Source organism: Glutamicibacter sp. BW80 (assembly GCF_002332385.1).
GTDB lineage: Bacteria > Actinomycetota > Actinomycetes > Actinomycetales > Micrococcaceae > Glutamicibacter.
Map to the genome: position 1 here is coordinate 1 of NZ_NRGV01000076.1, position 13,678 is coordinate 13,678.

Genomic DNA, 13,678 nt, shown 5'->3' on the forward strand with positions numbered 1-13,678 from the left:
TGAAATACCCGGGCTAGCCATCCAAGGCAATAAAAACAGGTGCGACTCCGCATTTTTTACGCGGAGCCACACCTGTTTCAGGTCCTGAGGAAACTTATGCGGACTGGTCCGGCTTATCTTCGCCCTTGGCTTTCTCGACCGTCTCGCCAATCTTTTCCTGCGCGTCGGCAGCGAGGTCCTTCACATTCTCCGTGGCGTCGGCAGCAAACTCTTTGACGTTCTCGGATGCATCACCAGCGAATTCCTTGACGTTCTCGGATGCATCACCAGCAAATTCCTTGACGTTTTCGACTGCTTCGCCCAGCTTCTTTTTTGCGTTATCCAAGAAACCCATGGGTTCTCCTCTTGTTAGGAACTTGATAGTGACTACTGAAAACCTGCAACCCTAAGTCAAACTTACGTCGAACCCAATGCTCTGCTCAATAGCTTGAGAGTACTACTTCTTTTTCTTGGCCTGCTTGACTGCGCGGCGGCCAAAGATCAAGGCCACGGCGATGCCGGCAAGCCAGACATCCTTCGCCAGGGCCGTACCGTCGCTCGTTGGGCGAATGCCATCGGATTCGGTCATTCCCGGAGTACGCAGGTAGGAAGACAGCAGAACACCCGAGAAGGCCCCGAGACCCATGCCGGCCAGGCGCGAGGGAATGATGGGCAACAGCAAGGCGCTGCCCAGCGCGATTTCGGATACCGAGACCGCCTTGCCGAATGCTGCAGGCTCCAACTCGCCCAGCTGAGGAATGCCGTTGGAGGCAAGCTGCTGCAGTCCGGCGGCGCTAGCCTCATCGATGCGCAGCTTGTTGATTCCGCTGTTGAGAATGAATGCGCCACTGACCAAACGTAGAGCGGCGTTTGCGATAGAGATTCCCATGGGCCCTCACTTCTCTTCCAAGTTGTTTTGCGGCCACACTCCTGAAATGAGTGGCCTTAGACCTCAGCGTAGTCACCCCGGGGAATGATCACAATCATTTAGTCCCGTGAGCCGGAGCTGAAAAGTGGAAACATGCTAAATTCAAGAATCATGATCTCTTCATCCGCCGTACCTTCAGCAGCCCTGGACCTCCTCATCACCCAAGGGTTCGACACGACAAGTGTCGACGAGCTCGCGGCGACCGCCGGAATGTCGCGCTCCACGTTCTTCCGCCGTTTCGGCTCCAAGGAAAACATGGTGTTCGCGGATCAGGAAATGATCATCACCCACATCAAAACGACCCTCGCGGCCTCTTCGGTCAACGCAACCCAAACGCTGATCGATGCGGCGCATGTGGTCTTCGACCAGTACACCATGAATCCCGAAGCGGCGCAGTTGCGCCACCGCCTGCTGTCTTCGGTGCCCTCGCTGCGGGAACGCGAACTAGTTTCCACCCATCGCTATGAGCGGGCCTTCTACGATTTCCTTTCCGCCCGGGAGCTTGCCGCCAGCGCCCCGCACCGAGCCCTCTGCCTGGGCATCAGTGCCGGATTGGTCGCCATCCACAATGACCACCTGCGGTTGTGGCTGCGCGACCCTTCGGCCACCGACAGGGAGCGCCTGGCCGGGGATGTGCGTTTATTCCTGGACCGCTTCGCCGACTTGCTCGATCCGGGCAATGCTCCGAAGTCCTCGGCCAGGTCACCTCGGGTGGTGGTGTCGGTGCTCGACGAAGGCAGCGATGAGCAGACCGTGCTTGATGCGGTGGCCAAAGCCCTGCGTGAACACAAGCAGTGACACCTAGTTTCTTGACATGACACTGCGTTCCATTAGGCTGGTTGAAGAATAGTTTTTGACCTTCCGCTAAGGAGCGCACCCAAATGACCCAGCAGCACACCGAATTCGAGTTTCCCACCGGTGTTGTGGAGCCCGAGTACGACCTCTGGGCAGACGGGGTAGATATCGACCCCACCGGAGTGCTGGCCGAGGTCGATCCGGCCGACGCCGAATGGCGTGCTAGGGCCCGCAAGTTCATCCTCGAAGAGGTCAAGGACGACATCCACGAATACTGGGACAAGGCAGACTACCCGGTGCATCTGATCAAGAAGCTCGGCGATTACGGCCTGCTGCGCGATGGCCTGGACGTGGACGGGCTGCCTTCCATGAGCCCCATGGCCGCCGGACTGATCAATCTGGAAATGGCCCGTGGGGATGGCTCGGTGGCCACCATCGTGGGCGTCCAGGGCGGGCTGGCGCTGCGCTCGATCATGTACTGCGGCAGCCCGGAGCAGAAAGCCAAATACGGCCTGCCGATGCTCGCCGGGGAGCTTCCCGGCTCTTTCGCACTGACCGAGCCAACCCACGGCTCGGACTCGGTTGGCTTGGAAACCCGCGCGCATCGGGTTGCGGGCGGCTATGTGCTCAACGGTGAGAAGAAGTGGATTGGCAACGGCTCCATCGGCGGCATCACCGTTATCTGGGCTCGCGACGACGAGGGCAACGTCCGCGGCTTCCTGGTCGATCAACAGACCGCGGGGTACAGCGCAACGACCATCAAGCACAAGCTCTCGCTACGCGCCATCTGGCAGGCGCATATCCGCTTGGACAACGTCTTCGTGGCCGACGCTGAGGTGCTTGAGGATTCGCACAGCTTCAAGGACACCGCACGGGTGCTGTTCGCCACCCGGCTGGGGGTCGCCTGGTCGGCCGTGGGCCATGCCACCGCCTGCTACGAATCCGCGGTGCTCTACGCCAAGCAGCGAATCCAATTCGGCCGCCCCCTGGCAGCTAGCCAGATCGTGCAGGAACGCTTGGCTCGGATGCAGTCCGAACTGGCGACCATCCAATTGCTCGCAGTGCAGTCCGCGAAACGCGAGGCCCGCGGCGAACTGACCGGTCCGCAGGCCTCGCTGGCCAAGTACACCGCCACGCGTACCGCGCGCCAGATCGCGTCGAATGCACGCGACCTGCTCGGTGGCAACGGCATCCTGACCAGCAACCGCGTGGCCCGCCATTTTGCCGACATCGAGGCCATCCACACCTATGAAGGCACCGAAACCGTGCAGGCGCTGCTGATGGGCCGCAACATCACCGGCATTTCGGCCTTCGCCTAACCCGCGATCCCGAAAATACGAGAACCTCGTTGGCCGGCACCGCATCAGCGGTGCCGGCCAACGAGGTTATTGCTGCTATTTTGAGCTTTCCCGGCGCAGACGATTTTTGGTGTAGGCCGTCGCCTGATGTTCCCACGGGTCTTCGGGCCAGGGATGCCGCGGATACTTGCCGCGCATTTCGGCGCGTACCTGCGCGTAGGGTCCGTTGAAGAAAGAGATGAGATCCTCGGTCACCGCAAGCGGACTGCCAGCCGGTGAAAGCAGATGGAACTGCACCGGAAGCATCCCGCGCACCAGCCGCGGGGATTCGCTAAGCCCGAAGCACTCCTGCAGCTTGACCGCCACCACCGCCGGACCGCCTTCATCCACCGGCGGATAGCCAATGCGAATCCGCGATCCGGACGGGACCTGCAAACGCTCGGGCACCAACGAGTCGAATTCGTGCGCATGCTGCCACGGCAACAGGGTGCGCAACGCGCCGACGAGGTCGACCTTCCCCGCGGGCTTCCCCGCGGCGATCTGCTCCAGGCCGGAGGCCAGCCACTGCTGCGCCGTCTGCACCAGCGTCGGCTCATCTACCGGCACAAAAGGCGCACCCAACAATCGGTAGGCCACAGCCATCCGGCGCCGCAGCGCTTCAAAGGCCGGCTGCTCGCCAAAGAGCGCCAGCGACTGCTCGCGCAATGCCGTTGCCGCCGCCTGCCGGCCGAGTTCCTTGGTGGCCTTGATCGGGTGGGCGGAAAGCTCGATGGCACCGAAGGACTCAACTTTGCGTGCCGAAATTTTCCCGTCCACCAGTTTCGCGCTCTCCGTGATCCGGTGCAGGTGGCCCAGCAGGCCGAGCACTTGTTCCCACTCGATACCCGCGGCGCGGCGGATCACCGCTCCGGTGCTGGTCCCGGCCCGGGTGACCTCGGTGATGGCCAAGAATTCATAATGGGCCAGATGGCTTCCGCCCGGCAGCGAAGCGCGTGTGCCCGAGGCCAGCAGGTAGTCATTGTCCTGGACCTTTCGTGCCACCCAGTGCGGGTAGGCCAAGGCGCAGACTCCGGCGAGCGCACCGTCAGGATCCACGGCCGGAACCTGCTCGGCGAGGCGTTCAAGGCGCTTGGCCTCTTGCACCCAGGCCCGGTGTCCCGGATGCGAAGGCCGGCGAATGGAGCTCAGCAGCTCGTTCAGATCGGCGTTGTCGATGCGTTCGGTGCTCGCCAACAGAGCGACAGCTTCCGCGGTGGGACGCGAGCCGAAATGCTCGGCCCCGGCCAGCAATGCGCGTGCGGTGCGCGGGTCGGCCGGGATCTTCACCATCCGTTCGCCCAGGGCGGTGATTTTTCCTTGCTCGTCCACCGCGTCCAAGCTGCGCAGCACCTCTTCGTCGGTGCGCATCGTGCCCGGCGGCGGCTCCTCCCACAGGGCGAGCCCTTCACCGCGCGGGGTACCCCAAGCGGCCAGAGAAAGCGCGGCCTGCACCAGGTCTCCGGTCTGCATCTCGGGGGCCGAATGAGCCGGTGCGGCCGCGAAGGACTTGGGATCAAGGGTGCGCACCACGGTTCCTGCCCCGAGCCGCCCGGCACGGCCGGCACGCTGCGTGGCCGCGGCACGGCTGGCGACAACCGTCACCAGGCCGCCAAAGCCACGTGCCGCGTCCCTGCGTGGTTCGCGCGCATAGCCGGCATCGATCACCAGGTGGACACACGGTACGGTCAGCGAGGATTCGGCGATCGAGGTGGAAACGATAATTCGCGGTCCCTGTGCAGCCGAAGGCTCGCTGAGCACCTCGTCTTGGGCCTTGGTGGGGATCTGCGAATGCAGTGCAAAGGCTTGGATGCCCGAGGCCCCGATCTGGGCACAGACCCGGTCAACCTCGCGTGCTCCGGGAACGAAGACCAAGGTATCTACCGTTGCCTTGGTACCGTGGTTTTGCTGGCGCGAATGCTTCACCGCCACCTGAGCGACATGGCGCAGGTACTCGTCGCTCAACCCGCGCTCGGAGTTGCGCCTACCGGAAAAGCTGTCGAAGAGCTCGGCCACCTCGAATTGCGCGGTGTTGGCGGTGAGCACCGGGGCCGGGGTCTGCCGGGCCAGCAGCTGCGACAGCTCTCGGGCTTGCAGGGTGGCGCTCATGACGATCAGGCTGAGATCCTCACGCAGTTCGCTGACCTGGTTGACCATGGCCAGCAAGAGGTCCGTGTCGATGGACCGTTCGTGGACCTCATCGATGATGACCGCGCTGACCCCCGCCAGGTCGGGGTCCCCTAGCAGCCGGCGGAGCATCAGGCCGGCGGTGACGAATTCAATCTGGGTGTTCGCGGAGCTTTGGCGTTCCCCGCGTACCGCGAAACCTACCCGGTCTCCCAGGGCCGAACCATCGAGCTGGGCCAGGCGTCGGGCCGCGGCACGTGCCGCCACCCGGCGTGGCTGGGTGACGATAATCTTTCCGGTGAGTCCTTTCACCGCCAGCGCTTCAGCCACAGTCGGTGGAACGATGGTGGTTTTGCCCGAGCCCGGTGGCGCTTGAATCACCAGCGGCTGGTTTGGATGGGCACACAGCGCGGCGTGCAGTTCCGCGCGGCTGGGACCGAAGGCCAACCCCGCGGCGATGCGTTCCAGGTTGAAGGCTGCCCGGCTCATGCTCGCGGTGCCGTCCAGAAATTTTCGATCGCACTCACCACCGGTTCGATGGGGTAGAGCGTGCTGCCGTGGGTCCGCCCGGCCAGAGCCACCATGCGGGCGTTGGGCATGGCGCGAGCCATGATCTTGTTCTGGTCGAAGCGCGGCTGGTCGCGCGTGCCGATAAGCAGCAAGGTGGGAACCTTGATCTCAGCCAGCTGGTTCAGCGCGATATTCTGCACCGTTTCCGCTGCCTCATAGTAGGCGGCCAAGGCCAGCGGATCATTGGAAAGGAACGCAAACCTGGTCGCCGGATCCAGCCGTCCTCTGGTTTCCTGACCGGTCACAAACCCTTCGATGTCTCCCTGGCGCAGCACGTCGAGGTAGCCGGGGAAGAAGAGCTTGCCGATTTCCCCGTCGGTGATCTCGAAGGTGCCACCGAGCATGGTTAAGGACAGCACGCGTTCGGGGCTCTGCATCGCCACCTGCAGCCCGCTGCGGGCGCCAAAGGAATAGCCGATGATATGTGCGGCGGCAATACCTAGATGATCGAGCACCGCATGGATGTCGCCGGCGATTTTCTCCATGGTGTAATCGGCGGCCCGGTGGGATTTCACCGATTTGCCATGGCCGCGCAGGTCCATGCGAATGGTGCGGCGGTTTGAGCCCAGCGCCTTGGTGTATCCCAGCCCGCGCCAGATCGAGCGGGATAGCGCCGACCCGTGCAGGAAAAGAATCGGCTCGCCCGCGGCACCGTCGTCATCAAAGAAGATCTCGGAATTATCTGCGGGGTTATTGATCATTGGCATACTAGCGATTAAATCCTGTTGGGGGCCAGCGGGCAATTTACGGCCGCGCGGTGCGGGCGGCGTTGCCGGTTTTCTATCGACATTGACCGGCAAAAGTATGACACTGAAGGTATGTGGTCGGCGGTTTGACCGCCCAGACACCTAGACCTGCGAGGGAAGGAGCATCATGAGCAACCATCCAGACGAAGAAGTCGGCGCCGAGACTCAAGAACAAGCCAAAGCTCACGTGAAGCACGATCATGACGAGGAGATGGTGGAGGAATGGGAAGACGAATCATTCCCTGCCTCCGACCCACCATCAAACTACTAGGCACGCTAAATCCTAGGAAGCGTTAACTTGGCACCCAGCTGGCGGTAAGTTTCCCCTCCTAGAGTGGTTATTACCTTCTCAAGGGTGCGAGTGAATTAGAAGAACCGGTCCGCGCGGACGTTACCTCCTTGAACCCGCGGATCGGTTCTTCATTTTAATCAGCTGCCCCGCTACTTGGTGAACTCGATGGTGGTGGCGCTGCTTGCCGCCACATCCAGCTGCAGCTTTCCTGCCGCATTCTTAGTCACGCCACTGCCCTTGGCGGCGAATGGCGCTATGGCCGTCAGCTCGGTGGCTTCAATCTCACCGTTGCCTGGGGCATGGATCTGTGCCGCCCGGGTGGCCTTGTATCCCTGAGGAACGTTCACCGTGACCGGGTTCTTCGAATTTTTCGCCGCATCGTTCTTATTGACGACGGTGACCAGCACTCGGCCGTTTTTCGCCTTGACCGCGTAGCCCTGGAGGTTTTTGTCTCCGGAGAGCGTCGTTTTCATGAACTGGCTACCGATGCTCAAACGCGCCAAGCGCATGGCAAGATAGTTCGGCTGGGCCAGCACCTGCCCTGCACCCAGTTCCCCGGTGCCTTCTGCGGAGCAAACCACAGACATCGGTGCGCCTCCGCGGCAGGCTCCGAGCATCGAGTGCATGTTCATGCGCTCTACGCCCATGCTTGCGGTGTCAAAGATATGGTCCACCGTCCACAGCGCGCTCGCGTGCGTGCGGGAGGTGTTGTTTGTGCCCGGGCAGCTGGTTGAACCGGTCTCTTCCACCCACAGCGGCAGCTTCTTCGCTTCGGCCTTTTCCAAACCGATGCCAATCATCTTCTTGGCGCTATTGCTCACCACCGGGTCCAAGAGGTTCTGCCACTCTGGGCCGCGGCCGGGAATATTATCCGAGGAACAATCGTAGGTCGCGTAGTAATGCTGGGTCAGCGCGGTGGTGTTGGGCAGTTTTGCGTCGAGGAATGCGCTCATCCACGAACCGTCGAAGACTCCGGGACCAACGAGCGGAACCTCGGGTCCGGTCTCCTGGTCAATTTCCTTGGCATAGGCGCGCACCTGGGTGACAAACTTCTTCTCATTCCACTGGGAAGGTTCGCGTATCTGAAGTCCCGGGCGGGCATCATTGGTATACCCGTTGGGTTCGTTGCCAATGGAGATTCCCACCAGGTGATCACCGAAAATCTCTACTGCGTACTTGGCCATATCGGCCCCGCGCTTCGGGTCGTAGGTGCCAAGGGGGATGCCGATGGTCACCTTCGCGTCGATCTTCTCGACGGTTTTCATCACGCGTTCAAGGTCTTGTGGAGTAACCAGGGTCTTGCCCTTGGGAGCTTTTTCACCGGTGGAGGTCCAGAACATCTCCCGATCCAGGACATTGCCGCCGAAGCGCAATCCGGGCTGCCCCAACCCGATGAGCATTTCATCGAGGTTGCCCGCAGCGGGGTCCCAGCGCGGGTCGCTGAGTTCGGTTGCCTCGAAGGACACACCGATATTGTCATCGCTCAGGCTGGTGCCTAGATTCGAGGCTCCCACCGTGAGGGTGGCCGCCTTGCCAGCGGAACGCTTATTGAACTCCTGCGCGAACTCCGGCAACGGCTCGGGTGTGGGCTTGGGCGGAGAAGCTACCGCCGAATTTGAGGCGTTGGGCTCTTGCGGATTCTGCCCCGACCCGCCCGACGAACAGCCGGCCAACAGGCCGCAGATCAACATGGCGGCAAGGGATTTTGTCGCTTTGGAAATCACGAAGGTCCTCACAGTTATTTGCAGCATATCCAAACTTCACCCTATCGCGGGCTCGCTTATTCTCCGCTGACGTGACTTCTTCTGCGCCGCGCAAAAATCCGCGGCGCATGCCAATAAATGCTCTGCAGTTTTCGGCTGCCCCTCCCCCGGAACTCGGGTTCGCTTTTATTCGTGGCCCTTAAATCGGTGATGAACCGGCAATTCTGCCATAGAGTTGTGCACAGATAGCAACAGGTCTTTCTACAGGAAGGTTCTACGTGGAGTACGAACTCGTTAATCCGCATCCAGACAGCCACCGCCCCTACGTCGCAGCAGCCAGCCGCTATGAGAACTTCGGCTACCGTCGCGTCGGTGATTCCGGCCTCGTGCTGCCTCCCCTTTCTTTGGGCCTGTGGTGGAACTTCGGCGACAACCGCCCCTTCGCAACCCAGCGCGAAGTCCTACGCCACGCGTTTGACCATGGCATCAACCACTTCGACCTGGCCAATAACTACGGCCCACCGGCCGGCTCGGCGGAAGAAAACTTTGGGCGCATGATGCGCAAGGATTTCATGCCGTACCGCGATGAGCTGATCATCTCCTCGAAGGCCGGTTACGAGATGTGGGCCGGGCCTTTCGGCACCTACGGTTCACGCAAGTATTTGCTGGCGTCGGCAGAAGCTTCGCTGAAGGCAATGAACTTGGACTACGTGGATATCTTCTATTCGCACCGCTACGATCCGAAGACTCCGCTGGAGGAAACCATCGGCGCGCTCGATACCCTGGTGCGCCAGGGCAAAGCCAGCTATGTGGGCATCTCCTCCTACTCGGCCGAACGCACCGCGCAGGCCAAAGCGATCGCAGTCGAGCTGGGCACCCCGCTGGTAATCCACCAGCCGTCCTACAACATCTTGAACCCTTGGGTTGAGCATGGCCTGCTGGCTACCTTGGAAAAGGAAGACATGGGAGCCATCGCTTTCACTCCGCTTGCACAGGGTCTGCTGACGGATAAGTACCTCAACGGCACCGAAGTGCAGCGCCAGGGCGGGCGCCGCTCCCTCGAAGCCCAGCTGACCGATGAGAACCTGACCAAGATCCACAAGCTCAACGACATCGCGCAGCGCCGCGGCCAGTCGTTGGCGCAGATGTCCTTGGCCTGGCTGCTGCGCGAGGGCGCGGCCACCTCGGTGCTGATCGGAGCGTCCTCTACCAAGCAGCTCGATGAGAACCTTGGCGCGTTGAACAACCTTCAGTTCACCGAGTCCGAGCTCAAGGAGATTTCCGAGATCGCCCAGGGCGACGCAGGAATCGACTGGTGGAAGAACTCCGCAATCAGCTAACTCTTGCGTTCGGCCAAAACACCCACAAGACGCTTTCTTCAAACGTATTGTGGGTGTTTTGCATTGCTCGGCGAATAGGAGACATTCGCGAGGAATCAGTCATAAATTCCAGACGTTCCAACGGATCTGCGTGTGGCTGAATTTTTGAACTGAGGATATGCTCGAATAAGACGCTTCGTGAAGTGATTCACATTCATTTTACGGACGTGGTGCGTATCGTGGAATCCACGTACCCGCGCCAGACCTCAACTCAGACTAGACAGGAGCATCATGAGCGCCCCGACCTACAAGGTACTTAACCCAGCGACCGGTCAGATCGTTGAAGAATTCCCGGCGGCTACAGACGAGCAGGTCGAGCAGGCGCTCACCGCGGCGCAATCAGCCTTTGAATCGTGGCAGAACGTCGACATCAACGAACGCGCGAAGATCGTCAACCGGGTCGCACAGCTCTTCGCCGATCGCGCAGATGAACTTGGCAAGATCATGACCATTGAAATGGGAAAGCCGCTGTCCGAAGCCGTGGGCGAGGCAGAATACTGCAAGGAGATCTTCGAATACTTCGCAACCGAAGGTCCAACTTTGGCCGCAGACCAGGAGATCAAGTCCTTCTCCGGAGGCCGGGCAGTCGTCCAGCGCCGTCCAGTGGGCCCGCTGCTTGGCATCATGCCGTGGAACTTCCCGCTCTACCAGGTGGCCCGCTTCGCCGCCCCAAACCTGATGCTGGGCAACACCATCGTGCTCAAGCACGCCGAGTCCTGCCCGCGTTCGGCACTGGCCCTCCAAGAAATCATGGACGAGGCAGGGGTGCCCACCGGCGTCTACAACAACGTCTTCGCCACCCATGACCAGATCTCCACGATCATCGCCGACCCGCGCATTCAGGGTGTCTCGCTGACCGGCTCCGAACGCGCAGGCGCAATCATTGGCGAGCAGGCCGGACGCAATCTGAAGAAAGCCGTGCTGGAACTGGGCGGCTCGGATCCGTTCGTCGTTCTTGACGCCGATGACGTTGCCGGCATCGCCGAAACCGCATGGGGTTTCCGCATCGACAACACCGGCCAGGCCTGCAACTCGAATAAGCGCATGATCGTCATGGACGATATCTTTGACGGCTTCGTCGCCGAACTGACCAAGCGCGCCGACGGGCTCACCCCGGGTGACCCGCTGGCCGAACTTGAAGGCACCTTCGCCCCGCTCTCCTCGCGCAAGGCCGCCGAAGACCTTGACGCCCAGGTGCAGGACGCGGTAGCCAAGGGCGCCACTTTGCACGCCGGCGGCGTGCTGCACGAGGGCCCAACCGCCTACTACTCCCCCGCGGTACTCAGCGGTGTCACCAAGGACATGCGCGCCTACTATGAAGAGCTCTTCGGCCCGGTAGCCGTGGTGTACAAGGTCAGCAGCGATGACGAAGCGCTGGAGCTCGCCAACGACACCATCTACGGCCTAGGCGGTTCGGTGCACTCCACCGACGAGGCCCGCGCCGCGAAGGTCGCTATGGGGCTGCAGTCCGGAATGGCGAACGTCAACATTGCAGCTGCCGAGGGTGCAGAAATGCCCTTTGGTGGCGTGAAGCGTTCGGGCTTCGGCCGCGAACTCGGGCCGCTGGGCATGGAAGAATTTGTGAACAAGCGCCTGTTCTACATCGGCGAATAATGAGTTACGGATTCTAGACCCGTACTGCAGATAAATTTGAGGGTGCGCTTCCGATCGGAAGCCCACCCTCAAGTTTATCTTTTTAATTTTCTACACGGATGCTGAAATTTCGTCCTTCGATTCGGTCTTCAAATCTTCCGGTTCGTTTATGACTGCATCTCGATTGCGCGGACGAATGACCTTCCTCCAACATCCTGCCAACCAAGCCTGAATGGTGATCCAAGTCGCGCCCGAAACTAGGACGGCATCTGCGGAAGCCATGATTCCGGAGAAAAATGGTAGTCCCATAACCACAGCAATTCCGATATGCATGCCCAGAATTGTAATCAGAGCAATTCTTCGGCTGATCCTATGGAAGAGCATGAATGGGAATGCTATTTGCGCAATGACCGTAACGTACGTGATCAGTGCAACGATCCATGAGTTGGAGGATAGCAACTCACTCATCCATGGGAATACACCATAGGCCTCGGAACTGATCGGATAATACATGGCTGTGCCGTTCTGCCACAGGTTTCCCTGCACCTTGTAGAGGCCAGCTTCGAGGTACACAATGCATAGCTGAGCAACTATGAGGCACAACGCAATGTTGTGGAGTACCGTTACTATTTCGAACTCACGGTTCGCTTTACCCTTGCGCTTTTTCAACCACGCGTCGAACGACCAATGTTTCGAAAGATCCGCAAAAATCAGGTAGATCAGCATGATACGAATGAAATAATTTCCACCGTCGGATATCGGCGTGTTTTGCGCATTAATAGCGGTGTAGAAAATGAAGAACAGGGGTGTGATTATCCGTGTCTTCCAGCCGATTGTGAATGCAACAGCCAAGAGGATTGCGACGACATACCAGCTGACAAAGAACCCAAGGCCAGCGTCACGAAGGATATCAAGTGGCCAGTTGTACCCCAGAACAGCTCGATAAGGTTCAAGGTATTCCGAGCCAGGACCCCAAATCTTGACTGCGATAGGTGCATTAATCAACAACCATCCCAGAATGATGAGCCCAGAAGCCATTCTCATTACGGCTAACCCATATGCACCATGGCGTTCGTTGACGAACCAACGATAGACCCACGCAAACGAATCCGCAGGCAAACTCTTGTTTCTAGAAATCCAGCTTCGAATGGACGGATCATTTTTCTGATCTAATTTCATTTCCATGCCGCTACCGCCGCTTCGCTAAATTCTTTTGTATCACGCCATCCAATATTGGTCTCTATGGGGGTGCTTTCTGCATCAAGATTATGCCGTTGCGCGAATGATGTGACTGGTTCTCGTCGCAGTTTGATTTCAACGATGGCGGCCCCACCCCATTGTTCGATGGCGTACAAAGATGCAAATCCAACCGCTGTGTCTTCAAGTCGCTTATAAGCGCGAAGGTTTGATAGCTCCGACGTAGAATATTTATCCATAGCTTCCGGAGAACTAAGATCCACCCCGAAAACGGGGGTTCCCTGGATGAACGGCTTCGCAATTTCAGAGCGTGCGTCGCTGCTCAAATCTGATGTAGCGCCCCACAAACGACCATGAATCACTTTAGATTGCTTAGTTTCCCGATCAGCAAACATATTGCCTGCTCGTTTGGCCATTTCTTCAGCAGTCACGTTACGCCATTCAGTAAATTCTGCACCCTTTGACTGCCCTCCGGCACAAACATCCATGCTAGAAAGACACGCACGGAACGTGAAGTATTCATCCTGCGAGTACGGACCAGGTGCAAAGAGGCTCCATCCTTGATCTAAGGGCCCAAGGAAATACCTATTAAGTTCAGGTTGCAACGAGGTCTTGATAGGAGTTGAAGGTCCGGTGAATGCCATGGTTGCCCCAATATGGCCAAGGGCGGCGATTCCAGCCAAAAGGAGAACCATCAGTGTAGCTACTTTTGGCTTCGTTCTTTGTTGCCTCATCTGATTATTCTCTCCCATTCGGACCTTCCTATAAATTTCATACCTGATGAAATTCTTAATGCGAAATGGAAGGGGCATCCGTGGATGCCCCTTCCTATTTCTGGACTAAATAACTACTGCTTTAGGCTTTGCGCTTACGAGCTAGCAATGTAGCTCCAGCACCAAGCATCAGAAGCAACAGTGCCCCCGCACCGATCAGCAGTGAACCGTTGGTTCCGGTATCTGCAAGACGGTCCTTATTGGACTGCTTATCCTTCTGCGTTCCGTCATTATCACCGGAATTCGCGTCAGCGTTATCCGA

At 59.2% G+C, this 13,678-nt stretch carries 13 protein-coding genes; 5 read left to right on the forward strand and 8 right to left on the reverse strand.

Annotated elements, in window-relative coordinates; translation table 11 throughout:
* Positions 1-94 precede the first annotated feature (94 nt).
* Positions 95-334, reverse strand: a complete 240-nt coding sequence (locus CIK76_RS18645; protein WP_096289284.1) for a hypothetical protein — start codon at positions 332-334, stop codon at positions 95-97.
* 102 nt (positions 335-436) lie between these two features.
* The gene (locus tag CIK76_RS18650) at positions 437-868 is read right to left on the reverse strand and encodes a hypothetical protein (protein ID WP_096289286.1); all 432 of its coding nucleotides are present in this window, start codon (positions 866-868) and stop codon (positions 437-439) included.
* 150 nt (positions 869-1,018) lie between these two features.
* Here CIK76_RS18650 and CIK76_RS18655 point away from each other — a divergent pair, with 150 nt between their 5' ends.
* Together CIK76_RS18655 and CIK76_RS18660 are read left to right on the forward strand one after the other, a co-directional pair.
* Positions 1,019-1,705 (forward strand): TetR family transcriptional regulator, encoded by a 687-nt coding sequence (locus CIK76_RS18655; protein WP_176484319.1) that lies wholly within the window; start codon positions 1,019-1,021, stop codon positions 1,703-1,705.
* Positions 1,706-1,788: 83 nt separating this feature from the next.
* Positions 1,789-3,021: an acyl-CoA dehydrogenase family protein gene (locus CIK76_RS18660; protein WP_096289290.1), complete on the forward strand. Its 1,233-nt coding sequence runs from the start codon at positions 1,789-1,791 to the stop codon at positions 3,019-3,021.
* Positions 3,022-3,096: 75 nt separating this feature from the next.
* Here CIK76_RS18660 and hrpB read toward each other — a convergent pair whose 3' ends face one another.
* Together hrpB and CIK76_RS18670 are read right to left on the reverse strand one after the other, a co-directional pair.
* Positions 3,097-5,652 carry an ATP-dependent helicase HrpB gene (gene hrpB, locus CIK76_RS18665; protein WP_096289292.1) on the reverse strand — a complete coding sequence of 852 codons (2,556 nt, stop codon included), beginning with the start codon at positions 5,650-5,652 and terminating at the stop codon, positions 3,097-3,099.
* Positions 5,649-6,440 (reverse strand): alpha/beta hydrolase, encoded by a 792-nt coding sequence (locus CIK76_RS18670; protein ID WP_255248549.1) that lies wholly within the window; start codon positions 6,438-6,440, stop codon positions 5,649-5,651. The genes hrpB and CIK76_RS18670 overlap by 4 nt, the downstream gene beginning before the upstream one ends.
* Before the next feature lie 166 nt (positions 6,441-6,606).
* On the opposite strand from CIK76_RS18670, the gene CIK76_RS19520 reads away from it, so the two are divergent.
* Positions 6,607-6,750 carry a hypothetical protein gene (locus CIK76_RS19520; RefSeq protein ID WP_176484320.1) on the forward strand — a complete coding sequence of 48 codons (144 nt, stop codon included), beginning with the start codon at positions 6,607-6,609 and terminating at the stop codon, positions 6,748-6,750.
* Positions 6,751-6,920: 170 nt separating this feature from the next.
* Here the strand turns inward: CIK76_RS19520 and CIK76_RS18675 are convergent, their stop codons facing one another.
* On the reverse strand, positions 6,921-8,495 hold the full coding sequence (locus CIK76_RS18675; protein WP_176484321.1) for a hypothetical protein: 1,575 nt from the start codon (positions 8,493-8,495) through the stop codon (positions 6,921-6,923).
* Positions 8,496-8,752: 257 nt separating this feature from the next.
* On the opposite strand from CIK76_RS18675, the gene CIK76_RS18680 reads away from it, so the two are divergent.
* Complete coding sequence (locus tag CIK76_RS18680; protein ID WP_096289296.1) at positions 8,753-9,814, forward strand: aldo/keto reductase; 1,062 nt, start codon at positions 8,753-8,755, stop codon at positions 9,812-9,814.
* A 270-nt stretch (positions 9,815-10,084) separates the two neighbouring features.
* On the forward strand, positions 10,085-11,467 hold the full coding sequence (locus CIK76_RS18685; protein WP_096289298.1) for an NAD-dependent succinate-semialdehyde dehydrogenase: 1,383 nt from the start codon (positions 10,085-10,087) through the stop codon (positions 11,465-11,467).
* A gap of 90 nt (positions 11,468-11,557) precedes the next feature.
* On the opposite strand, the gene CIK76_RS18690 is transcribed toward CIK76_RS18685, so the two are convergent.
* The 3 genes from CIK76_RS18690 to CIK76_RS18700 form a co-directional block, all read right to left on the reverse strand.
* Entirely contained in the window at positions 11,558-12,631 is a 1,074-nt protein-coding gene (locus CIK76_RS18690; protein ID WP_096289300.1) for an HTTM domain-containing protein, read from the reverse strand.
* A complete protein-coding gene (locus tag CIK76_RS18695; protein WP_141393630.1) occupies positions 12,622-13,395 on the reverse strand; it encodes a DUF5819 family protein in 774 nt (257 codons plus the stop codon). The genes CIK76_RS18690 and CIK76_RS18695 overlap by 10 nt, the downstream gene beginning before the upstream one ends.
* Before the next feature lie 103 nt (positions 13,396-13,498).
* A partial coding sequence (locus CIK76_RS18700) for an LPXTG cell wall anchor domain-containing protein (protein ID WP_141393631.1) occupies positions 13,499-13,678 on the reverse strand: 180 nt, incomplete at its 5' end.

What these genes read in the sequence shown, in the direction of transcription:
- CIK76_RS18645 (WP_096289284.1), bottom strand. Translation starts at nt 334, where the DNA reads ATGGGTTTCTTGGATAACGCAAAAAAGAAGCTGGGCGAAGCAGTCGAA.
- CIK76_RS18650 (WP_096289286.1), bottom strand. Translation starts at nt 868, where the DNA reads ATGGGAATCTCTATCGCAAACGCCGCTCTACGTTTGGTCAGTGGCGCA.
- CIK76_RS18655 (WP_176484319.1), top strand. Translation starts at nt 1,019, where the DNA reads ATGATCTCTTCATCCGCCGTACCTTCAGCAGCCCTGGACCTCCTCATC.
- CIK76_RS18660 (WP_096289290.1), top strand. Translation starts at nt 1,789, where the DNA reads ATGACCCAGCAGCACACCGAATTCGAGTTTCCCACCGGTGTTGTGGAG.
- hrpB (WP_096289292.1), bottom strand. Translation starts at nt 5,652, where the DNA reads ATGAGCCGGGCAGCCTTCAACCTGGAACGCATCGCCGCGGGGTTGGCC.
- CIK76_RS18670 (WP_255248549.1), bottom strand. Translation starts at nt 6,440, where the DNA reads ATGCCAATGATCAATAACCCCGCAGATAATTCCGAGATCTTCTTTGAT.
- CIK76_RS19520 (WP_176484320.1), top strand. Translation starts at nt 6,607, where the DNA reads ATGAGCAACCATCCAGACGAAGAAGTCGGCGCCGAGACTCAAGAACAA.
- CIK76_RS18685 (WP_096289298.1), top strand. Translation starts at nt 10,085, where the DNA reads ATGAGCGCCCCGACCTACAAGGTACTTAACCCAGCGACCGGTCAGATC.
- CIK76_RS18690 (WP_096289300.1), bottom strand. Translation starts at nt 12,631, where the DNA reads ATGGAAATGAAATTAGATCAGAAAAATGATCCGTCCATTCGAAGCTGG.
- CIK76_RS18695 (WP_141393630.1), bottom strand. Translation starts at nt 13,395, where the DNA reads ATGGGAGAGAATAATCAGATGAGGCAACAAAGAACGAAGCCAAAAGTA.